This window comes from Burkholderia sp. THE68 (assembly GCF_009938265.1).
Taxonomy (GTDB): domain Bacteria; phylum Pseudomonadota; class Gammaproteobacteria; order Burkholderiales; family Burkholderiaceae; genus Caballeronia.
Genome location: NZ_AP022316.1, coordinates 1,603,520 through 1,625,195 on the forward strand (window position 1 = coordinate 1,603,520; position 21,676 = coordinate 1,625,195).

Genomic DNA, 21,676 nt, shown 5'->3' on the forward strand with positions numbered 1-21,676 from the left:
TTTGTCGATACTAGTTGAAATTGATGTTGTTTCGAGCAGAACCCTAAGTCGCCATGGGTAGGTTAACTCGCAAACTCGGAGCCATTACTATGAATGACATGACGCTAGACCCTATTGCGCTGCCTTCGCCGATTCCTGTCAGAGAGATCCTTCCGTGGGCTATCTTCGGTGGATTGCTCCTTCTCGTTGCCATTTATTTTGTGGGCGCCGAAGAGGGGGCAACTTCGCTGATTCCTGGTATGTACGTTCATGAGTTTGTTCATGACGGCCGACACTTGCTCGGCTTCCCCTGCCACTAATGGAGATTCATCATGGTCGGGCGACTTCTTGTAAAAGGCATGTTTGCAGGATTGCTAGCAGGACTGGTTTCGTTCGGATTCGCTCGCGCAACAGGCGAGCCTCTCGTTACCCAGGCCATCGCGTTCGAAGCTCAATGCGAGGCCGCAAAGCATGCCTCAAGCAACAACACGCATGACCATGATGAAGAGATAGTTTCGCGGCCAACCCAGGCAGGGTTAGGCTTATTGACTGCCGTGGTGGTCTTTGGTGTTTCCGTCGGAGGATTGTTCGCTCTAACCTTTGCGTTCTTCAACGGACGGGTCAACGATGTCGCTGCGCCGAAATTGAGCATCCGGCCAGCGCTCTTCGCGTTCCTTGCCTTCGCCGCCATCCCGGCGGTCAAATATCCACCCAATCCGCCATCGATCGGGGACCCGGAGACTATCGGATCTCGGACAGCGGTATATTTTCTCTTCCTTGTTTTCTCCGTCGCCGCACTGATCATTTGCACTGGAGTGCATGGAACGCTCAAGGGTAGGCTGGATGATTGGAAGACGAATTGTACGACTGGCGCTCTGTATATCGTTCTACTCGTGCTTGGGCTCTTGCTCTTTCCAACCGTTGACGAGGTTCCCTCGAACTTCCCAGCTTCACTTCTTTGGAATTTTAGGATTGCATCCGTAGGCTTGCAGCTCGTTCTCTGGATTTCGCTTGGCGCCTCATTCAGCTATCTCGTGGGTCGAGCCGAACGTGGTAGTCGATCTTTCGCCGGACCTCAATTGAAAGCGTAAGGTGGTGGCTGGCGGCCTGCCAAACGCCTCCTGAGAGCAGGCTGTCGTCGCACCAAGGAACTTTGCGTTCGCCAGTCTCCTCACTTTTGACTGCCGCTCCTACTCTTGAAGCCGCGCGTCGACCTCTTCGCAGCTTCGGCGCTCAACTGAGCCTCATTTTTATTCTAATGCACCGATATCGGGTGGCAGCAGTTGTCCAGCTGAGTTGGACAAGTTTGTCGTGCATTGCAGGTCTCGATTGCGGTTCGTCATAGACGAGCCACATTCATAACGTCGAATGCTCGGACACGCATCGCCCTCGAGAACCAGATGACACATCTCCCCTTACATGGCGCCGGTTTCACCCCTAACTGGAATGGCTGGTTGGCCGGCGAACTTGCCGACGATTTGACCGGGCGTCTGTCGGACCATGATGATCTTCATCGCCGACTGACAACCGATCCGAACTTCAATATATGCAGGAGTTTCGAGCACGCCTGCGCGAGGCGGGGGCCCGATTGATGACAATCGGGTACAGCTTCAGGGATCAGCATATCAACCACGAGATTGTCGATGCTGCCTCGAACGCCGCCCATTTTGGATTGTTCGTCGAAGATCCAAACGGTCGAAGAGTGTTTCGCCCCGCTCGCGAAGGAAAGATTCAGGGTGAACGTACAGCAATCGAAGAGGTGCGGTACATCGGCGGTTCAACTAGACAGCTTCGAACTGCGTTCCTCGGCGATGAGCTTGAGCGTGGGAAGCTGATGCGATTTTTTGGACCGCGACCGGACAAGGGGACTCGGTCGAAAAGTCCAATACACGCCCCGCAACGCAACCTTGGAGAGACATGTGTTGGAGTTTGATAATTCCAGGATTCAAGCGCTCGTCGACCGACCAAGTGAGACCCTTTCCGTTGAGATCAAGACATGGTTCGATCCCGACGCGTTGGAGGGTCAAGCGAAGCTTGTTCGGGGCATGTTGTCATTGCGCAACTATGACGGGGGCTTATTCTTAGTCGGATTCGATGACGAGCTACTCGTCCCTGACCTGACTCGTGTTCCCGACAACGTGATGGAGGTTTTCCATCCTGACAAGATTCACTCTCTCATCGGTCGGTTCGCGTCGGAACCTTTCGAAGTAGCTGTGCGCTTCGTAGCGCGAGATGGGATTAATTTTCCCGTGATCGCAATTCCTTCAGGTGTGCGCACACCAATTGCCGCGAAGTCGGACATCATCGTGGAAGGAAAAAAAGTTGTAGCGGTTGGTGACGTTTATTTTCGCTCTCCTAACACAAATAGAAGACCGAGTAGTGCCAGAGCGAATTGGAACGATTGGCCCTCTTTGATGGATATTTGCGTCCACAATCGTGAGGCCGACATCGGGTGTTTTCTGCGTCGGCATCTGAGCGGACTTTCTGCAGAAACGGTGAGAGAGGCATTGGGTGCGCTTGATGTGGCGGTAACCAAGCGCGACGGAATAGAGAACCACCTTCAGGAGATCTTAGACCAAGGAAAACGTCGGTTCTCGACGGTTGTTGTCGACCGGTCTGTCAAATTGCCGACCACCGGATTCTGGGAGGTCGCGATGTTTGTCAACGGACCGGTTGCCCAGCAGAGTCTTAACACTTTCCTCCATCTTCTAAGCGCGACCAATCCAGAGTACACGGGCTGGCCGATGTGGCTCGTTAGAGAAAGCTTCGCCGATGAATCAGATAGACCGCACATATACAACGGACTGTGGGAGGCGCTCGTTGTACTTCCCAAAGGTAGGCAGACCGACTTCATGCAATTCGATCCAAGAGGAGCGTTTTACCAACTTCGCGTCCTGTTTGACGACCTCCAACTGACAAATAATAGTCCTGCTCCAGGCACGGCCTTGGATCTCACATTGCCAGTTCTGGATTGCACCGAGGCCATTGCTGTTGGGCTTGCCTTTGCCAAGGCTATGGGCTGCGCCGAGGAGACGTCTACACTCGAATTCGCCTTTAGATGGTCCGGCCTTCAAGGTCGGGAATTGACCTCGTGGACGTATCCTGGACGCTACCTCTCGCCGGGACGTAAGGCTTACCAAGATGAAATAACACTCTGTGCGTCAGTCCCGCTGAGCACACCTCCTTCGGCTATAGGCGGGCTGTTGACTCCGACGCTGGCGCCCTTGTACGCCCTTTTTAGTGCGTTCGACTTGGGGTCAAACGTTATCGAGGACCTCTCAACTCAGCTCATCGAGCGCAGGGCGCGCGTTTAAAGTAGGTTCTGAGTGCCTCTTTCCCCGCTACCGAACGGGCGCGCTACTCAAGCGCGCCTCTATGCGTAGAAGCTGGATGATCGAATCGGCGGCCCCGGCTCGTTGCTGCGCGCGCGTCTCGACGAAGGGCTGTCAAACCCTATCTTGACTTTTATGGTTAATGGAATCTAAATCTAGAAACTTCAAACGATCGCTGCCAGATGGTGAGATATGACCTTCTGGAATATCTATGATTCCCTTCGACCAACAGAAAGACGGCAGCATCGACTGCTCTACCGTTTATAGGATTTGGCGGCGACAGATTGGCGAGGCATCCTACTTCGTATGTGTTATCCGCGACAAAGTGTACGAAGAGCTATTTTCCTGGGCGCGCCTCGGTGAGTTGAATGGGGTCGGGCTGGCTGTGCATCTGAACGACGGAGGACTCGTTACGCCTCGGTCGCTGCAAGAGACTATGGAGTATGACATGGGGCAAGCCCTCGCTGCCAGGTCGAGATCGCAAGCCGGCCTGGATCGATGACACGTACCTTGCATAATCGGTCTGAACTGAAACGGTCACTTAACACACTTTCCTCGCAGACATAGCTAAGCGTAGCCTCGCTGACACTGTTCACCACCCGTGCTTCTATGGCCCTTGGGCTTGCCTGAAGTCCCATCGTACTCACGCATTGTGCGAGCGACCAATATAGGCGAGCTGTCGACGAGGTCCGATTAGGCATTTGCACGATGTGGATCGGCCCATTACGACCATAGAATTTCTTCAACGTTAATCTACCGCCCGGGTCGAAAACTTGAAGATAATTATCGCTCCAGATTCGTTCAAAGAAAGCCTGACTGCTGCTGAGACTGCCCGACAGATCGAGGCCGGCTTCCGCGAAGTTCTTCCTCATGCAACCTACGTGCGGTTCCCCATTGCCGATGGCGGTGAAGGCACAGTTGACGCTCTACTCGAAGCGTGCGGCGGAGCACGTCGCACGGCAACTGTCACCGACCCGCTCGGTCGGCCTGTTGAGGCAACATACGGAATTCTGCGTGACAGCACCGCAGTCATCGAATTGGCGGCCGCAAGCGGACTTAACCTCGTTTCGCCTACACGACGTGACCCTCGCTTCACTACCACCCTCGGTACAGGCGAACTGATCCGGCACGCGTTAGATGCTGGCAGCCGCAAGTTCATCATCGGAATAGGCGGAAGTGCAACAAATGATGGGGGTGCAGGGCTTCTCTCGGCGCTCGGAGCGAGATTTTTGGATTCTGCCGGTGCGCCACTTCCTCTTGGTGGCCTCCCGCTGGCGGACCTGGCGAATATCGACCTGAGCGGACTCGACCCCCGTGTTCATCTCTGTCAGTTCGACGTGGCATGTGATGTCGACAATCCACTGATCGGAGCAGAGGGTGCATCAGCAGTATTCGGCCCTCAAAAGGGTGCAACGTCGGAAACCATCGAATTGCTCGACAACGCTCTAAGGAATTATGCGGCTGTAATGGCGCTTGATCTTGGCATCAACGTAGCGTCAACGCCTGGGGCGGGTGCTGCGGGCGGTGTCGGGGCCGCGTTTCTGGGAGTCTTGAAGGGCGCGCTGAGGCCGGGAATCGACATCGTTACTGAGGCCATGAACATCGCGGGAGCGGTTCGTGAAGCAGATCTTGTCCTTACAGGTGAAGGCCGCATCGACGGGCAAACCGCTCGGGGGAAGGCGCCAATCGGCATCGCCAAGATTGCCCGATTGTATGGCGTTCCGGTAATCGCGGTTGGTGGCGGCGTATTGCCTAGTTCTGCGGCCGTTTTCGACGCAGGGATCGCTGCTGTGTTTCCGTCTGTACAACGAGCTTGCACGCTCGAAGAGGCTCTGCTTGAGGCTGGAGCAAACGTCAAGGCCACCGCGCGGAATATCGCAGCAACGTTGCAAGTTGGCGTTTCGTTGAAGGCTACCTTTAATTAAGCCTCGGCAAGAGCGAAGTAAAAGCATCTCGCTGTGCGCAAGCCTTAACCAACGAACCCACGAGTCGGATCAAATTAAACCTGAATCAGAGGCCAGTCATGTGCGACAAATCTGGTAGCACGCTGTCAACACTCAAATCGACCAAAATCGTCGCAACCCTCGGACCCGCAAGTTCGAATGAACAGGTAATCGAGACGATGGCCCAGGCGGGCGTTGACGTTTTTCGACTCAACTTCAGTCACGGCTCACATGACGATCACGCTGCACGCCATAGCGCGATCCGAAGAGTGGAAGCCAAGATCGGCAGGCCCCTCGGAATCTTGCTGGACTTGCAAGGGCCAAAGCTTCGAGTCGGCCCATTCGAAGGTGAGCGCGAAAAGCTCAAGAAGAATCAAACCTTCACCTTTGACGACGATAATCGTCCTGGCGACAACACGCGGGTCTTCCTCCCACATCCCGAGATTTTCGCAGCTATCCGGGCGGGACATCATCTGCTCGTAGACGATGGGAAGATGCGGTTCCAGGTCGAGAGAGTGGTGCCGGGAAAGATCGTGACGCGTGTGATGACCGAGGGGACGATCTCGGACCGAAAGGGAGTCAGCCTGCCCGAGGCAACGTTAGATATTCCCGCACTCTCAAAGAAGGATCGAGAGGATCTTTCGTTCGGGCTCGAGCTCGGCGTTGATTGGGTCGCCCTCTCCTTCGTTCAATCCGAGAAGGACATTCACGAAGCGCGAGAGTTGATCGGTGAACAAGCGTTGATTGTTGCCAAGATTGAAAAGCCCCAAGCGGTCGAAAATATCGTTGGAGTGGTCCGGGCAGCAGATGGTCTGATGGTTGCCCGGGGAGACTTAGGTGTTGAGATGCGCCCAGAAGAAGTGCCTGGTGTACAAAAGCGTATTGTTCGACTGGCGCGAGACGCGGGAAAACCCGTGATTGTTGCGACGCAAATGCTTGAGTCAATGACGACCTCCTCAATTCCGACTCGCGCGGAAGCGTCAGACGTTGCAACCGCTGTCTATGACGGTGCCGACGCTGTGATGCTTTCGGCAGAATCGGCGTCCGGAAGCTTCCCCGTGGAGTCCGTGGAAATCATGCACCGAGTTATCGCGGCAACGGAGCGCGATCCTCTGTACCGAGAGCTCATGAAAGCAATTTCGATCAATTGCTCGTCAAATGGTACGGACGCGATCGGTGCTGCAATCGAGGCAGTGTCCGACACCTTGCCTCTAGCCATCGCGGTCACCTATACGTCTTCGGGCACTACTCCGATGCGGCTGGCCCGTTTGCGTCCGCGCGTGGGGATCTTGAGCCTGGCACCCAGAGTCGAAGTCGCCAGGCGCCTTGCGCTTGTCTGGGGCGTGCATTCTCGTGTGACGAAGGAGGCCGACGGAGTGGAAGACATTATCGTGACCGCAGTCAGCAGTGTGCGGGCCGAAGGGCTTGCGAATACCGGACGGTCCATCGTAGTGGCAGCGGGCGTGCCGTTCGGCCGACCAGGCTCCACAAATTTGCTTCGAGTTGTCTCTCCCGAAGAGGTAACTGGTAAAGCATAATTCAAAGGTAGCGCGAGAGCTGGTAGCGAGCGACCAAGAAAGCGAGAAAAGCTGATAAGCTCGGCTCTCATGAGCTCTCAGATCGATTCCAGACTCGCAGCCGAAATTGTAGAACGCGCGACAAGCGTGCTACCTTTCGACGTCAACGTTATGGACGCACACGGGTCGGTAATTGCGAGTACCGACCCTATGCGCATCGGCACGCTGCATTCGGGAGCACAACTTGTACTCGCGAACAACCGCGACGTCGAGATCGACACTGAGATGGCGAAGCGTCTGCCTCAAGTAAAGCCTGGCATCAATCTGCCGCTGCACGCAAATGGCTACTTATGTGGGGTTCTGGGCATTACAGGTGAGCCCTCTGAAGTACGCGGATTTGCGAAATTATTGCGGGTTATCGCCGAGATGGTCGTGGAGCGCGACCAACTTACAAATGAACTGCGGCAAAATACTCGGCATCGTGAGGAGTTTGTCCTTCAGACGCTAAGACAGACCGACGCCAAGTCTCAGCAAGAATTGAGGACGTGGGCTCGTCGGCTCGGCATTGATATTGGGCTTACGCGCGCGGCAGTAATCTGCAGACTGACGGCGCCGTTCGAAAGGCCAGAAGATGAGCTTCAGGATTTCGAGAGCATCCAGCAATTCTTGCTGCACGAAGAATCAAACATCCTAACCGCCCGGACTTCACGAGAGGAAGTAGTTGTCTTCGTAACCTTAGAACAAACTGATAACAATTGGTCTCCAATCGCCGGTGTGGCAGAGAGGGCTATCCAAAGACTCAGCTCGCTTCTCGCACGGTGTACAAAGGCGAAATACTCGCTCAGCCTTGGAATTGCATTAACTGGCATTGAGGGCCTATACCAATCGTGGGAGAGTGCTCGCGCGACGATGCGGGTGGGTCAGAGGCTTGATCCTGAGGTAATCAAGTACTCATACTACGACTTCCGACTGCCAGTACTGCTGTCCGGGCTAGCCGAGAGTTGGCAAGCAACCCAATTAATGGTTCCGCTTTCCCGGATAAATCAGAGTCAACGGGGTTCGGAGAGTTTTCTCGATACTTTGAGAGCCTGGTACACAAATAACGGTCACCCGGGTGCGACAGCCGAGGCACTTGGTATTCACCGCAACACGCTCGACTATCGTATCCGCAAAATCAGCGACGCTACCGGCCTTGATCTCAGCACCTTTGACGGGCGGGTTCTACTCTATATTGCACTCCAGCTGGCCGAATTTCAGCGCGACACCTCACTCGACGCCTGTTGCTACACGTCCTCACATTATCGCAATTGAGATCGCTACCGCAATCACCCTTCGATCCATTGGCGCTTAGTATCGGCCGAGTAGGTTTGTAGCATCGACCTACTTGCACTGGTCGTCACTCGGCCTCATTGACCCGCGCTCCCCGCCAGCCAGAGAATATGGCCGAACTCCGCCGGCGCTCAACGAGACGAGAATTCTTTCACCCACCCGCAGAGCATCTCGACATCGCGCTCAAGGACTTCGATATCAGGGCACTCTGCAGGTAGCTCGTTGGTCTGCGAGTGCTCGAAAGCCGAGTATCTCGCAATGAGATCATCGATCGTTGCACAGTCCTCCGTTGTGATTCTCGCGAGCCTGCTAATCCTTCCTTGCGTTGTCACACTTCGGCGAAATCGCACTACGACTCCGTTGAGCAACACGTTTTCTACGCAGCGCTCCATCAAGATCCGGATGTCGCTGCAGACGGCCTTTGCCCGCTCTTCGTACAGTTCAACTTCGGCCGCATCGTACGACTTTCGTAACTGTACGGGTTTCGATTTTACGCAGGGAATAGCCACCCTGATCAGTAGAGTGGGCAACGGCGTTGCGGTGGCTCATCATTGCGAGGCGGCAAGGAAATTCGCGCAAGGACGTCAATTTTCGAGGCCAGGCGTCGAAGACCGGTTTCATCCCCGATGCGGCGTGAGTCGATAGACTCCACCCGCTCTTTCTGGTTAAGCAGGGGCCGAAAGTGCGCCCGATCCGGATTGTCGGTCCAGTTGAACTGGCATCATGCCGCAGCGGCGGGAAGCGTCTGCCGCCATAACGCAGATAACGATAGTTTTGACGATTCAACGTACACTTCGCCGTCTGAGTACCTACGCCTCCCTATTTTGACAGCGAATCGTTGAACCTCATTCTGCGACCTGTGCTCCAGCTTCGCTCGACGCTGCATTCAACTCGACAGGCGTGGACTCAACTGAGGCGGCAGCGCTTTTACCGGCTGCCTTCTTAGTAGCAGCACCACGCGTTGAGCCGAAATTCGCGGCAACGCGTGCGGTCTTCTTGCCGGGGCCTCGTGCTGCGACTTTTTTCGCGGCCACCTTTTTTTTGCCCCCAGCCTTCTTAGCGACTTTCTTTGCCGCTTTCTTGCCCACTGCCTTGCTCGTCGGCGCGCTTTCAGACGCGCCAGCCAACGCCCGAACGGCAGTAACCTTCTTACTACCCTTCTTCGTCGCGACCTTTTGTGCTACCGCTTTTTTTGTCGACCCTCCTGCGCCGCGCCCAATGACCTCAAAACTAGTGCCATCGGCAGCGCCGTCGATCAAGAATTTGGTTCGGTCTTTGGCTGCTGCAAGCCACGCCGGCGCTTTACCGCGTCCGCTCCAAGTCGCCCCGCTTTTCGGGTCTCGGAACTTGGCGGGCTGTGGACCGCGCGGATATTTCCCAGTTTTCTTCTTCTCGGGAGAGAGCGTCGACGCGATCGGAGCCAACCCGTCGACTAAGAACTTGGTCTTATCCTTGGCCCCTGCGATCCACCCTGGAACACGACCACGCCCCGACCAACTTGCTCCCGTCGCTGGGTCCCGATATTTCGCTTCTCCCGGAGCCGAAGGTGTCTTGGTAGAGGAACGTCCTCTCGCTGCGCCGGTCGTCGGTCTCTCTGAGAGGTCAGCGATCGTGAGCCCGTGTTCAGTCATCAAATCTCGGATCCTCCGAACAACCAAGGCAGAACTCTTTGCTTTGATCTGTTCGGCTTGCGCCTGCAGCTTCCTGAGTTGTGCCTCTACATTCTCGAGCGTAGCCACATTTGGCCTCATTAGGTTGAAAGCGCTGAACTATGCCACGGGAACAATCCGCGCACCACTTGGAAGTGCCTTCCCAGCAATTTGACTCTCTCAGCGCATCCGGTTTAAGGAACCTCTTTCAAGCCTAGCATCGGGAGACTGCGGTAGCAAATACTGCATGAACAATAGGGCCGCGCGCTTCAATGACGACCGTATACCTTCAACGAAACGAAGCTGCTTTCTTCCTCACCCTGTTTAGAACTTCAGTCGATTCGAAGATATTCTGCTTCAGCTCGTGAATTATTCGGCGGAGGTTATGCCGTCGCGTAGTTCGAGCGTCTCAGCTATGCCGCGCCGCAAATGAATTCAGCGCAACGCTTTGAGGCCTCGAATGACTACAAGCAATGCCTCGCCATGCTCCTCCGTCCCGTCCCATGACTCAAGAATCGCCGCTCTCAGGAGGTCGTTATAGGCGCTGCGGAGCCTGCTCGGCGCATATTCAATACCATAGAACTCACATAGCTTACTGAATGGGGCGCTGCGCCGAACCCGAATACCGTCTGACAACCGAAGTCTTGAGACGGTTGGTTGACTTACGCCCGCCAAGCGTGCGATTTCGCTGGACGAGCGGGAATCCGCCGCAAGGCATCCTAGGAGATGCTTAACCGGAAAATCATCATCAAGGGCTTCCATACCATGCATTATATCTATAAATTAGCCCTATTGAATACTGCGACCAAAGTGATTGGCGAGCCGTAGACGCGACCTAGCTCCCGTAGCGCGAACATTTGCTATGTTTCAACTGTGTCACTCTTAACGGATCAGAGGCTTGGAAGCGGCTGAACTTCGCCAGGTGGCAAGACGACCGCACGGATCGAGCGCGAAACGGACGTCGCTGCGGCCCGCTATTATTGAATGACCGATTAGATGGAGAAAGAAAGCATGTCTGTGACATCACATTCGCCAGAGGCGAGCGCAGCAGTGCGATTCATGGCTGCGTCTCGGAACGCGGATCGCGCCTTTCGTGCATTTCGCGCATGTTGCCCCGATAAGACACCCGTTGAACATGCTGACGTTCAATCGCAGCTGGAACTCGCCCTCGAGGAGTTAGCGCAGGCACAGGAATTCTTCGATGCAAGCGTGACGGACAGCCGGGCATCCGCATAGACGGCGCTCGCTTAAATAGGATTTGTTAGACAGTAGTTCTGCCACTATTTGAGATCAGCGGCAGACGAGAAGCACCGAGTAGCGAGCGAATCTGCGTCACTTCGTGCTATGACGAGAGTCCGACCACGTATTTTTGGATGTGAACGCAACACGTGCAGCGTTCCGTCTTGCCACAGCCATGTGTTGGCTTGGCGCCACATTCGACCTCCATTTCGCGTTCGGATCTCCGCCTGGATGTAGTCGACGACGTCAACGTCGTGGCACAGACTCACGCCCTCTGCGATCAATTTTGGCCAAAGACTTGCGGCCAGCTTTACAGGGTCGGGGACCGCCGAATCCTCAATATCGACGTCGAGCGAAAGATTCGATCTCCCGCTTCGTTGACGATGATGGTGGCGCGGCCGGTCAAGTTGAGTAACACAAACCATTGAAGTCGTTCAGGCGGACCTCGACGAGGTGAAACAGCAATTTCGACTCGAAACATCTTCTCCTTCCCTCAAAGGTCCCAACGCAATGGATTTAGTGCCTCATTCGGCATGCAAATCCATCATCAAGATTCGCCAGCTTCTTGCCGTTAACTGACGCACCCACATGAGTGTCTCCAAAAAGATCTAATTCCTGCACACTTGACCAAGATGAACAAGCTGCATCAAGTCTTCGAATTTCTTAAATCCAACCATCACTGGAACGAGGAGTTCCAGATTGCCGAATATCGGCGAACCCTTGCTCACTGCCGAACGCCGAAGGCAAGAATTTGCGCACTGCTTCATCTGATCGCTCATACGCAGCCGTCTCCCGACCTCGAGGCTCTGTCGAATTTCTGGAAGCACATCGAGGCGGCGCCTTGGGATGACCGCATGCCCGGACTGGGCGAACTTAGCGAGTACATATCGAAGCTCAGCAAGTTGCCCAACTTTAGTAGGGAGCCCTGGGAGCGTCTGTTCCGGTCTTTAATGAACGTGCCCGGCTGGGGACCAAAGACGTCTGCATTGTTCGTTAAATGCGTCATTAAACTGCACCGATCAAAGTGCGACGACTCACACTTTCTCGAGGAGGCGGACGCCGCTGAGATCTTTGGAAAAGACGACCGCGTATTCCTGCCGGTTGACGCCGTCATCAAACGTATCTCGCAAGCAATCCCTGCTGCCGGTCTGGGGACGAGCTTCGATTCAATGAATGCAAGACTTTGCGCCGCCGGATTCATAGCCGAGGACATGCTCGTTTGGGACGACCTCTGGTTCTGGGGTTTCTTAACGCAGAATTCCAGCACGAAGGAGCGCGTAATGGCTTGGAACGAGCCGCGATTCTGGGGGCAACTGTCGATGCCAAAGTCCAAAATCGATGAAATCAAACGGGAGTGTGAGACGTTTCTCGCGCTTCTCGTTCCGTAAGTCGACACGCGCCTTGTCTTTGGTCGCTTAACACCGTCAAGACGAGGCGCTCCTGCTGTTGACTCGGCCCTTCTTAGTGGCCCCCTCTGTCTCTTCGAGCGCGAGATCCAAGGTTTCGTGCTCGACGGCGCGGATAAACTGAACGGCGAGTTCGGCCAGCGAAGACCAAAATTCGCGACGAATCTCCAAAACGTCAGCGAGTCGTACCGCACCGGTGCTTTTGCCGCGCTTCACAGGCGTGAGGATCCGCGTCCGGAGAAGAAACTCGACATCCTCGTCCGTTCTACCGAGAAGCTGAGCCGCGACCGCAACAGAGACCACATCGCTAGGCATCGTCTCATTCTTGACTCTGCGAGTTGCCATATCATTCTCCTGTCAGGCCTTCTCGGGAAGGTGATCTAAAGCCGAATGTTTCCGCAAGGATCGCATCAATGACCGAGCGCTTCCACGGATCGATTCCACACCCTGCGTCATTGAGTTCGTGCTTGATGTCTGTCTGGGTTGCTAAACGCCCAGACGACTTGTAACGCTTGGCAAGGGCCCGGACTTCTTCAACGAACTTCGCCTTCTTTTGTGCAGAGCGTCGTGCTACGAATCGTGCGTGTTTCTTAGCGACCTGCCGCGCGAGTTTGCCGCTGCGCCGCCATACGGTGACTGGCTCGAGGTTCAGACTACGTGCTATTGCCTCGACGGACATCTCACCCGATCCGGCAATAGCCTCGTGAAGGCGCTCGTCAACGAGTTCTTGTTTGTACGACGCCTTCGAACGGGCGCGATGGAGCACGAATTCGGTATCAGTGTGCGCTTCCTGGAGAGAATCAAATTGTTGGGTGACAAGTATCTGTCGCAGGCAAGCGCCCGTCACATAGGCGGCGCGCAGGTAAATGTGGAGCGGTGTTGGAAGCTCGCCGCTCGCATAGGCGTTCAACATGGAAGGCAAAGCGCCGAGTCTCCGAGCCATTGCGCTTCCATTACCGGAGAAGAACACGTCGCGCAACCCGGTTATTGACGTTCTAGACGGCAAGATCTCCTGTCCTGGTTCCAACGTCTGAGTGAGTATCAGCAAATCCTCGCAAGCTTCTGCACAGAACCGCTCGAACGTAGAAACAGCGCGCTGTTCGGCACGAGACTCTCGACTGCCTAACCACTTTCCGCAGTGCCGACAACAGCCCACGCGTGCATTGGCAGTGAGCGATGCTTGTCCGCCGCGCCCGCAGCTTGTGCAGGTGTCACCCAGAGAAGCGTCATGACGTGGGCAGACTCTCACCTCGCTCAACCGCCACACGAGCGGCTCGTAGATACACGATTCACCGGCATCGGCCATGTCCTCAAGGCACTGCGGGCACCAGCGACGACCCGCTGATATCAGCCGGCGTGCAGCGATAGCGCCGTAGAACGGCAGCATCGAACACAATCGCAGTTCCGGCACCCCACTCAACGCGGTCAGTGCCGATGTCCATTCGGACGCGGACGCGCTGATCGCCTCGATGACCACGCCGGTCGGCACCATAACGCGTGTCCGTACAGTATCCGTGTGACTCAACAGCGGGTGAATGACGTACCGATACAGGTGAATGAACTGAACGTGTTGCGCTTCTGCGTATCGGATCGCGAAGCTTGAAAGTTGCTCAATTCTCCCTGTGTTTCTGCCGCCGACCTCGGGTTGCGGTACGAGCGGCACACGCGATGCGGCCAGGTCGGTGTTCATACCTCAACGACCAGGTCAGGAACAAAGGACGAATTGGGCCGCTGCACGGAGCCGGCGGCGTTACAGAGCACGCGACATCCCCTTTCTTTGTAATCAGCGAAGACGTGCGTGTGACCGTGAATCCAAAGCTTCACTCGCCGCAGGAGATGGGACAAGTCACTCGCGAAAGCAGCACTGCTCCAGCTAACGCCGTACTCAGGGTTGACCGACCGTCGATGCGGCGCGTGATGCGAAATCACCACGGTCGCTCCGTCAAACGGCTCGCGAAGCGTTCTTGCCAGCCATTGAACGGAAGTTCGATGTTCCGCTCGCGTATCTTGGCAAGTGAGGAGCCTTCCGTCGGTTCGGCGAAGGCATCGATAATCTGGCCCGAGTTCCTGGTTCAGCAGCATAACGTCGTCGACGTCCCCGACTAATTCGAAATCGGTCCAAAGGCAACATCCCAACAGGCGAACGCTCTCGAAGCAAATCTGTCTTCGCTCAAGCATCCGCACTCGCCCAGCACCCATGTGCTCAGCGGCCTTGGAAATTGAGCGTTCATAAGGGCGGAAGTAGAGGTCGTGGTTTCCTCGCACGTAAACCACGTCGTAAGGCCAATTGCCGTAGCGCGAGGACACCTTTTCAACGTAATCGATGTCACCTGCAAGGACCAGCAGATCTGCTTTAACAGGGAGAAGACGCGAGTCTGGCTGCAATCCACGATCATTATGCAAATGCAGGTCTGAGGCCACATGGAGTCGCATGATCATCTCCTAGTTGAATACGACGCAGACATCATCAGGGTGCGGCGCACGACGGATATTACTACAAAATACGCCAAACAACATGAGGGTAAACATTACTACAAAATACGTCATAATTATCATTTGCTATAAGGGCATCCGATGATGCTTATTGAGTTATTGGGGCGCATTAGACGAGATCTGCGATTTTGACGACCTTGGGTCATCGACATCTTTCAATTGGAATTTGTCCGCTTCTCATGGCGTTGGGGCGACGCAAGCACAGCTCCGTCGACTACGTGGAACAACCGTTTGATAGGTTCGCCTTGAGATTAACGAGATATCGGGATCTCCGGTCGAACGCCGGCGATGCATCTCTGCTCGTTGCTGCTGTTGAGACCCTTGCCTCAAATCCAAGGCGGCCGTGACTCCCCCTCGGTCGCATCAATCGCGGGTCCGTTCTCCCACGCGCGCCGATGCAGTTCAAGGAGATCTTCAGCAAGCCGTGCGCAACTGCTTGCGGTAAGCGACAACCCGACTGCCCGATTGACTTTGCCTGCGGTGCGGATCGTTGCAAACAGCGTCACGTCTCGGTATCCCGGCGAATCACTATATGCAACGTAGTCGCACAAATAGCTCTGCCCACCTGGGAGTGTCTGCTCCTCTACTGCGTTCTCGTCGCGCAGGCCAGTCCAGCGCTCAATCAGTGACTGCCACCGTGTTGCATCCTCGGAAAAATACTTCCGAACCGCGCTCGACGCAGCGTTGTACACTCGCAGCACGGCAAGACAGTGCTCGAACAGGTCGTCGTCGAGACGGCGAAGCTCCCGGAGATCGAAAGGATATTTTTCTCCGTTGTACAAGCCAGCCAAGAACGCTGCGATCACCCGAGTTTGCACGGCATCGCTCCCCGCTACATCGAGCAAAACCACGAGTGAGGTCAGTCCACGTTCCCTGTCCTGTGCGCGAACCTTTGCCGCGCGTTGAGCAGGCGTCGTGCCCTCATGCGCCCGCGCGAAGAAATCGTTTGTGATTTCCGTGAACGCTTCAACAAGATGATGGGGAACGTCAAAGGTGATGGCATGCGTACCGGGCATTGACGAGGTGCTCATGTGATTCCTTGTGATTCCCAGAGCGCGCCATCATCGCGCCCGTCTAATTAATGAGGCGTACGATTTCGCGACCAGGCTGAGAGCAGCGTGCACATCGACTCGACATACGTCTGCAAATCAAATGCCTTCACGATGTACGCATTGACCTTCTGCTTGTAAGCCCGCTCGACGTCGTCCGAGCGGTTCGAGGCCGCCACCGCAATAATGGGAACAAAGCGTGTGGACGGAGTGCCACGAATTAATTCAAGCACGTCAACCCCGTCGATTTCGGGAAGCTGCATATCGAGTAAGACCATTGATGGATTCACCGCAGGACGTCCGGCCCAGTTCCCTTCACACAAAAGATAGTCTCGCGCTTTCCTGCCATCACGTGCTACATCGACCGGGACGCGCACGCCACAATTCTCCAAGGCCATCAGCGTCAGTTCACAGTCGCGCGGATCGTCTTCAACGACAAGAATCGGCAGTTTCATCAATGCGTTTCCTGAGGCACAAAGATATCGCCCAATGCGACGGTACCATTAGTAGCAATTTTTGCGCCTTCGCCGAGAAGACAGCAATCTTTGCGGCTTGTCCGAGGACTTTCGACATCGCATCGCCGGTTGGCATTGAAGGTAAGTGGTCAGGGTCGCTCGGTCAATCCACGTCAATCAGGCAGCCGAGCGCTTGCCGCTGCCGCAATCGAGCGTCGAAGTGAGTTCGTCGAGGTCGAACATGAACGCCTTGGGCAAAGCCTGAAGCGAGAGCAGTTAGGCCCGGTCTATCGACGTGCTCATCGAGTGTCGACCGATTCGACCCACGGCTTCATATTGGCATTCCGGTCCCAGTCGCTGCGGGGCAAGACGCGCTCGCCGCCTGAGGACGCTGTACGTCATATTCCGGCCCCGGGGCACGCAAGCCCGGTTGAGGTTAAGTTGGTTGCTGCACACATGCAATTTGACCGCAGTGGGGCAACAGCTTAGATTTAACCGTTTGCTTCAAAGATCTACGGATGAGAGGGTCTTCGAGCTTGGATTGCTCACGGTTCATGGAGCAAATCGCTGGGGACTCCACGTTCCGAGGATTGTTCCTGTCTTTTCCATATGGGCAAGATCATGCTGACTGAACAACGGCATACCAGCGACATGGGCCGAAGCTGCCGAGTTGCAAGAGTTTTCGCTCAGCAGCTTTTTCAAGGCACCCGCTTCGCGAAAAGCAATAGGGAACATTCTCCTCGTTTTTTCGCGCGCCATTCCAGACAAGTATCGGCGATCACAGCACCCCGGCAATTACCCTGAATGGAGATCGCTTTGATCCGCAGTCGAATAAGGAGACGGATATGATCCGCAAAACATTCGCGCACGTGGTCCCACCGCTATGCACAAGCCTATGTGTTATGTTTGCGACGGCAGCGCATGCTGAACCGACTAATCGCCACATCGCGGCGAAATCCGTGGAGGACTGGAAAGCGTTCGACCAGCGCTATTTCCATCCCGAGCGAACTACGGAAGCTGTGCAGGTCATGCTGACGGTCTATAACTTACCGGAATGGCAAGTGCACTGGAGCACCACGCAATACACCTTCGCGTCGTTTGCAGAATGCGAGCAAAACTTGCCCTATGTCTACATGACCGTCTTTGCTAAGTTCATGCAGGATAAGTCGTTGGAGACGAAATCGATCGCCGCCGAGCAGTTTTCAACAGACAACGGCAAAGCTGTCGTCATGGCGTGGTGCGGTAAGCCTTCGGCAGCCGCCGATCATGGCTTTACCAGTGACCCGGCGGTACCGTGGAAAGAGTCACAGTACGTGGTCGACTATGCTAACGCTCATGGAATAAAGGTCGCCCCGACACCAGATTGGGACAGCATCGCCCGAATCGTCCATCGTCGATGAGCGGTCCGTGGGGGCCCATTCTTGCTTGGACACCCAACATCGAATGGCGAACCGGTAGATGGCTTTGGAGCGACGACTTCGATACGGCGAGTTCACGGTAGACGTGATAATTCGGACGTGAGTCGCTGAGCTCAAACACGCTAACGCTCAATCGCCCGTCGTCTGCTCCGGGCCGCTCTTAGAAGGTACGTTTTCTTCGGACTGCGGCGCCGCAAACGCTAGCCCATACCAATTTCGTGCCGGGACAGGCGTGCGGTAGTGCCGGCTGGCGATGTAGTCGAGACAGTAGAAGCCTGAGCGCAGAGCTGGCGACGTCTTCATCACGTCTCGTTTGTCAAGCTCGAAGAAGCGCTTCATTCGCTCCCGCAACCGTCCGATGTCTAGCGGCAGGTCAATGACCTCAGTGTCACCGGTTTCCCTGTGTGATGCTGCGCTATACCAGCGTTTCACAGATTCGGCGTCTGGGTGCCAAAGCTGAGGTCGAACGGTCGGCGACCTCTCCTTTAACCGACTAGCAAGGAAACCATATTGGGCGTCCATTTCAAGTACGGCGCACCAAGTCGCAAGCGTAGCCGTCAGCCATGAGGCTCCCATCGCATCAGCGAGGAGAGTCTCGTCCGGATGCACGGTGATGTCAACGAGGTCATCAAAAGAGTCGCTGCTGATTGGAAAACCCATACGTCGCGCAAACGCGAATTCGACCATTACGCAAAGCTTCTCAAGCCACTGCTTCGCTGCATCGATTCGATCCGTGAAAGTCAACAACAGAAGTGCAAGGGCGATGTCGACCGCATTTTCATCCAGCCGAGGCGAACCGGTCGCTTCCATGTTATCCAGCATCGTGACGAGAAGGTCGGCGACAGCGGCCGCTTCGCCAGGTCCTTCTTTCGCGCCGGCGATGCAAAGGACTGACAAACCCACGCTCGCGATGAGACCGATATGCTCTTGCAAGACGACCGCGTATTCGCTGCTCTCGCGACAATATCCAGACATCCCTTCGCGAATCTGGACGTAAGGTGAAATTTTTCTGAGGTATGTCAGACCGCAGTCCAAGTAGCTCTTCACCAAGCTCGTGTATGCCACCAGCGCGAGCCGATCGTCCGGTTCCTGTGAAAGTTGAATTCGGTGCCATGCCTTCAGAATAAAGCGCTCCGCAGCCCACAAGGCTTGTCGCGTGTCGCCCGCGTCTTGCGCGGCCTTGGTGAACATGTGCAATGCCAAGTTGAGCCGGGTGAGCGCTTTAGCGAGATGCTTGCCGTCTTTCGAATCCGCCGCGAGCGTCCCATCGCCGACCAGGCCGAGCTGTCGCATTAACATCCGGTCCAGGTCGGTCATCGAGTAGTCACGTTCTCCCGCAAAGGCAAGCGCCTTCCGAAGATCAGTTCGGTCTTCCTCGAAGAAGACATGCTCGTCAAGCATATACCGTTCGATCAGTTCCGCTACCTTGTCACCACCCCAAAACTCGAACAGCGCTTCATGCTTGTACTTTTCACAGTATGCGGTCCAGTTTCGCTGCGCGTCCTGCTTCAAGTCGCCGGTGGTCGCGAGAACAATTCGCTTTCGTAGTTTTTGATGCGCCGGTTCAACGTCTTTCGTTAGGTATACATCGCGAATCTCATCGAGACTCGGACCGACCGCCTGTGAGCCGCTTGACCAATCATGACGTCCGACATCACCCCGTTTGATCGTGAACAACACCAACTCTTCAACCTTGTCGTCGGGATTTGTTCCGACAACTGGCAGGTCCACACCGAATTGGCGTACACCCGTTTGCGGCCGGACAAGCGGCCTGTAGCCCATAGCAAGAACGAGGTCCGGCAACAACTTGTCGAACTCGTCTCGTTCGCGCAACGTCCGAAGGAAGCTAGAGATGACAAGCTTCATTTTTCGCCTCGTTTCGCCGACTGAAACCGGAGACGTCGCAGGGCCGCTCCTACAGAGTCGTGGACGTCTCGCCGAGGCAAAGTCGCGCTGCTGCTTAATGTAACCATGTCAGTGGTTTCGGTATAGGTGTCTGCCGCATAACTGAAGAAGCCCTTTCCTGCTTTTAGCGGCACCCTGTGAACGATTTGCGCAAAGACGGACTTGTCGCTTGCTTCCCGCACTTTCTGGGACATCTCTTTGTCGCGCGCTCTCGCGAAGCTGCGAGCCAGGCGTGTCGGCGGCTGAAGTTCGTTCGCGAAAGGAAGAGCGTTGAGTGCTGCGTTCACGTCTTCGATGTGCTGGACGATTTCTTCGAGGAATTTCTGCTCAACAGGGTCGTCGCATCGCATCCGATGGACCTTGACCTTATCGATTGTGGCCGCCGGATAGTCGTAACCGATTTCGTTGGTCAACATTTCTCGCACGAGCGCATACGTACGAGTAGCCGAGTCCCTTGTTTTGAGCATCGACAAAACTAAGGTAAGCGACTGAGCTTCGTGAAGCAGAAAACCAGCGACTCTTCTACAAATGAAGACAAGGCCTTCGAGGTCGAGCTCATCAACAATCGACATATCGAAGCCGACCGGCGCAACTTTGGTTATAGACGCGTACGAGAATAGCCCGCCAGCTGCTGCTGGCAAATTGCGGTGCTCGCTGAGCAACCACTGAGTCGTGAGTTTGCTGAAAAACGACGGATTTTCAAAAAGCCAGTGCACGGTCTGATCGAACGACTCCGCGAACGCATGGTCATTGAAAACTCCGCTGCCATGCCGAGCAATCCAGTCAGTGAACCAGGTGAGTGAGATTTGTTCATGACCGGACTCGGCGAGCAGCGACATCATGTGGTCGACGTGCAGGAGTTCCATCGGAAAGCTGGCATCGAAGAAAAGACACGGTCTCATGAAACCGACGATGTCTTCGGGATTGCTCAATGCACGGTGAATATCCCGAAGGCCAGCGGCGAGCGCCTTGAGAGCGGACACGTCCTCCTTCTCAAGCAACACTCTCCACTCTTCGGGAGCGAGTTCGCGACCAGGCAGCGCTGCGACCACTGCGCTACATGCAAGGTCATGAACGTTTGACTTTGTGTCAGAAAGATGTAGTAGGAGTTGAGGCTTGATGGCCGCAATTTCTACCTCCGCAAGATCTTGCTTCCTACAAACGAAGACGAGCATCCAACCGCATGCTGTACGTCTCAGAGCATCTGGCGACGCTAACCCCTGAAGCATCTGCGACAGCGCAACGTCGCGATCTGTGCGATCCAATGCGTAGAGGGAAGCGCTGTACACATCGACAGTTTCCGCGTTAAGTTGCGTGTTACACAATTGGAGTGCCGCTTCGCGAAGGTCCGGCCTCGTCTCAAAAAGCGCTACAAGAGGTTCGAACAACTGCGACGCTCGGAGGGAGCCTTGCGAGCCGGGCTTCACAGCTGAACAAAACGAGAGAAGGGCTTCGAACCGGACTCCTTCGAGTTGTAAAAGCACATCGCCGAAGATCTCCGCCATTTCCCATACCGCTCGAGGCCCTGCACCGAGGTAAACAGCGGCCTCGGCGAGAACGTCGCGCGTTGCACTGGCCAGCGCGATCAGCCGCGATGCGGCATACGGCCTTTGGAAACGTTCCTCGCGCAGCAACCGCGTCGCAGCATCGAAGAGCCCCTGAGGTGAATCAACTCCGTCGTGTGTTAAAACCTCTCGCGCGACTTGCTCATTCCGTCCGGTCAAGGAGTTGAATATCAGCCGCTGCTCCGAAATGCCAAAGGAATGCGCAAATTCGGAGGTCGCCAGTGCGTCTGTCTCATCCTGAGATATGTCGATTGCTAGGTCCGGCTTTCCGCTGCGGTGCAGGGCAAGCGCCAGCTGCCCCAGGCTTCGTGGGGGGTTGGGCGGAACGCTTTCGGTCGTCACTCTTGTTGGCCTCGTCGGGATTTTTGATTCTGTTTTCTGCGATTATCGCATCCGA

General features: G+C 55.4%; 17 protein-coding genes. 8 read left to right on the forward strand and 9 right to left on the reverse strand.

Features of this window, described 5'->3' with window-relative positions:
- Window positions 1-89 precede the first annotated feature (89 nt).
- The 6 genes from BTHE68_RS20870 (at window position 90) to BTHE68_RS20895 (ending at window position 8,082) form a co-directional block, all read left to right on the forward strand.
- Complete coding sequence (locus BTHE68_RS20870) at window positions 90-299, forward strand: CbtB domain-containing protein (RefSeq protein ID WP_162068113.1); 210 nt, start codon at window positions 90-92, stop codon at window positions 297-299.
- 12 nt (window positions 300-311) lie between these two features.
- On the forward strand, window positions 312-1,070 hold the full coding sequence (locus tag BTHE68_RS20875; RefSeq protein ID WP_162068114.1) for a CbtA family protein: 759 nt from the start codon (window positions 312-314) through the stop codon (window positions 1,068-1,070).
- A gap of 828 nt (window positions 1,071-1,898) precedes the next feature.
- Window positions 1,899-3,293: an ATP-binding protein gene (locus BTHE68_RS20880; protein WP_232077988.1), complete on the forward strand. Its 1,395-nt coding sequence runs from the start codon at window positions 1,899-1,901 to the stop codon at window positions 3,291-3,293.
- Between the two features lie 791 nt (window positions 3,294-4,084).
- Window positions 4,085-5,236: a glycerate kinase gene (locus tag BTHE68_RS20885; RefSeq protein ID WP_162068115.1), complete on the forward strand. Its 1,152-nt coding sequence runs from the start codon at window positions 4,085-4,087 to the stop codon at window positions 5,234-5,236.
- 98 nt (window positions 5,237-5,334) lie between these two features.
- Window positions 5,335-6,792: a pyruvate kinase gene (pyk, locus tag BTHE68_RS20890; RefSeq protein WP_162068116.1), complete on the forward strand. Its 1,458-nt coding sequence runs from the start codon at window positions 5,335-5,337 to the stop codon at window positions 6,790-6,792.
- Between the two features lie 69 nt (window positions 6,793-6,861).
- Complete coding sequence (locus tag BTHE68_RS20895) at window positions 6,862-8,082, forward strand: sugar diacid recognition domain-containing protein (protein WP_162068117.1); 1,221 nt, start codon at window positions 6,862-6,864, stop codon at window positions 8,080-8,082.
- A gap of 863 nt (window positions 8,083-8,945) precedes the next feature.
- On the opposite strand, the gene BTHE68_RS20900 is transcribed toward BTHE68_RS20895, so the two are convergent.
- Both BTHE68_RS20900 and BTHE68_RS36905 read right to left on the reverse strand, forming a co-directional pair.
- A complete protein-coding gene (locus tag BTHE68_RS20900) occupies window positions 8,946-9,839 on the reverse strand; it encodes an H-NS family nucleoid-associated regulatory protein (protein ID WP_162068118.1) in 894 nt (297 codons plus the stop codon).
- 345 nt (window positions 9,840-10,184) lie between these two features.
- Window positions 10,185-10,511, reverse strand: coding sequence for an Lrp/AsnC family transcriptional regulator (locus tag BTHE68_RS36905; protein WP_232077989.1), 327 nt, complete (start codon window positions 10,509-10,511; stop codon window positions 10,185-10,187).
- A gap of 1,109 nt (window positions 10,512-11,620) precedes the next feature.
- Here BTHE68_RS36905 and BTHE68_RS20905 point away from each other — a divergent pair.
- Window positions 11,621-12,376: a hypothetical protein gene (locus tag BTHE68_RS20905; RefSeq protein ID WP_162068119.1), complete on the forward strand. Its 756-nt coding sequence runs from the start codon at window positions 11,621-11,623 to the stop codon at window positions 12,374-12,376.
- A 36-nt stretch (window positions 12,377-12,412) separates the two neighbouring features.
- Here BTHE68_RS20905 and BTHE68_RS20910 read toward each other — a convergent pair whose 3' ends face one another.
- From BTHE68_RS20910 to BTHE68_RS20930, 5 genes are all read right to left on the reverse strand, one after another.
- Window positions 12,413-12,739 (reverse strand): hypothetical protein, encoded by a 327-nt coding sequence (locus BTHE68_RS20910; protein ID WP_162068120.1) that lies wholly within the window; start codon window positions 12,737-12,739, stop codon window positions 12,413-12,415.
- A 1-nt stretch (window position 12,740) separates the two neighbouring features.
- On the reverse strand, window positions 12,741-14,084 hold the full coding sequence (locus tag BTHE68_RS20915; protein ID WP_162068121.1) for a TniQ family protein: 1,344 nt from the start codon (window positions 14,082-14,084) through the stop codon (window positions 12,741-12,743).
- Window positions 14,081-14,827, reverse strand: a complete 747-nt coding sequence (locus BTHE68_RS20920; protein WP_162068122.1) for a metallophosphoesterase — start codon at window positions 14,825-14,827, stop codon at window positions 14,081-14,083. The genes BTHE68_RS20915 and BTHE68_RS20920 overlap by 4 nt, the downstream gene beginning before the upstream one ends.
- Before the next feature lie 386 nt (window positions 14,828-15,213).
- Complete coding sequence (locus BTHE68_RS20925) at window positions 15,214-15,918, reverse strand: DUF7673 family protein (protein ID WP_162066892.1); 705 nt, start codon at window positions 15,916-15,918, stop codon at window positions 15,214-15,216.
- Window positions 15,919-15,965: 47 nt separating this feature from the next.
- Entirely contained in the window at window positions 15,966-16,391 is a 426-nt protein-coding gene (locus tag BTHE68_RS20930) for a response regulator (RefSeq protein ID WP_162068123.1), read from the reverse strand.
- An 845-nt stretch (window positions 16,392-17,236) separates the two neighbouring features.
- On the opposite strand from BTHE68_RS20930, the gene BTHE68_RS20935 reads away from it, so the two are divergent.
- A complete protein-coding gene (locus BTHE68_RS20935; protein ID WP_162068124.1) occupies window positions 17,237-17,791 on the forward strand; it encodes a hypothetical protein in 555 nt (184 codons plus the stop codon).
- A 147-nt stretch (window positions 17,792-17,938) separates the two neighbouring features.
- Here BTHE68_RS20935 and BTHE68_RS20940 read toward each other — a convergent pair whose 3' ends face one another.
- Together BTHE68_RS20940 and BTHE68_RS20945 are read right to left on the reverse strand one after the other, a co-directional pair.
- Window positions 17,939-19,675 carry a hypothetical protein gene (locus BTHE68_RS20940; RefSeq protein ID WP_162068125.1) on the reverse strand — a complete coding sequence of 579 codons (1,737 nt, stop codon included), beginning with the start codon at window positions 19,673-19,675 and terminating at the stop codon, window positions 17,939-17,941.
- Window positions 19,672-21,621 (reverse strand): hypothetical protein, encoded by a 1,950-nt coding sequence (locus BTHE68_RS20945; protein WP_162068126.1) that lies wholly within the window; start codon window positions 21,619-21,621, stop codon window positions 19,672-19,674. The genes BTHE68_RS20940 and BTHE68_RS20945 overlap by 4 nt, the downstream gene beginning before the upstream one ends.
- Window positions 21,622-21,676: the final 55 nt, after the last annotated feature.

What these genes read in the sequence shown, in the direction of transcription:
- BTHE68_RS20870 (WP_162068113.1), top strand. Translation starts at nt 90, where the DNA reads ATGAATGACATGACGCTAGACCCTATTGCGCTGCCTTCGCCGATTCCT.
- BTHE68_RS20875 (WP_162068114.1), top strand. Translation starts at nt 312, where the DNA reads ATGGTCGGGCGACTTCTTGTAAAAGGCATGTTTGCAGGATTGCTAGCA.
- pyk (WP_162068116.1), top strand. Translation starts at nt 5,335, where the DNA reads ATGTGCGACAAATCTGGTAGCACGCTGTCAACACTCAAATCGACCAAA.
- BTHE68_RS20895 (WP_162068117.1), top strand. Translation starts at nt 6,862, where the DNA reads ATGAGCTCTCAGATCGATTCCAGACTCGCAGCCGAAATTGTAGAACGC.
- BTHE68_RS36905 (WP_232077989.1), bottom strand. Translation starts at nt 10,511, where the DNA reads ATGGAAGCCCTTGATGATGATTTTCCGGTTAAGCATCTCCTAGGATGC.
- BTHE68_RS20905 (WP_162068119.1), top strand. Translation starts at nt 11,621, where the DNA reads ATGAACAAGCTGCATCAAGTCTTCGAATTTCTTAAATCCAACCATCAC.
- BTHE68_RS20910 (WP_162068120.1), bottom strand. Translation starts at nt 12,739, where the DNA reads ATGGCAACTCGCAGAGTCAAGAATGAGACGATGCCTAGCGATGTGGTC.
- BTHE68_RS20915 (WP_162068121.1), bottom strand. Translation starts at nt 14,084, where the DNA reads ATGAACACCGACCTGGCCGCATCGCGTGTGCCGCTCGTACCGCAACCC.
- BTHE68_RS20920 (WP_162068122.1), bottom strand. Translation starts at nt 14,827, where the DNA reads ATGCGACTCCATGTGGCCTCAGACCTGCATTTGCATAATGATCGTGGA.
- BTHE68_RS20925 (WP_162066892.1), bottom strand. Translation starts at nt 15,918, where the DNA reads ATGAGCACCTCGTCAATGCCCGGTACGCATGCCATCACCTTTGACGTT.
- BTHE68_RS20930 (WP_162068123.1), bottom strand. Translation starts at nt 16,391, where the DNA reads ATGAAACTGCCGATTCTTGTCGTTGAAGACGATCCGCGCGACTGTGAA.
- BTHE68_RS20935 (WP_162068124.1), top strand. Translation starts at nt 17,237, where the DNA reads ATGATCCGCAAAACATTCGCGCACGTGGTCCCACCGCTATGCACAAGC.
- BTHE68_RS20940 (WP_162068125.1), bottom strand. Translation starts at nt 19,675, where the DNA reads ATGAAGCTTGTCATCTCTAGCTTCCTTCGGACGTTGCGCGAACGAGAC.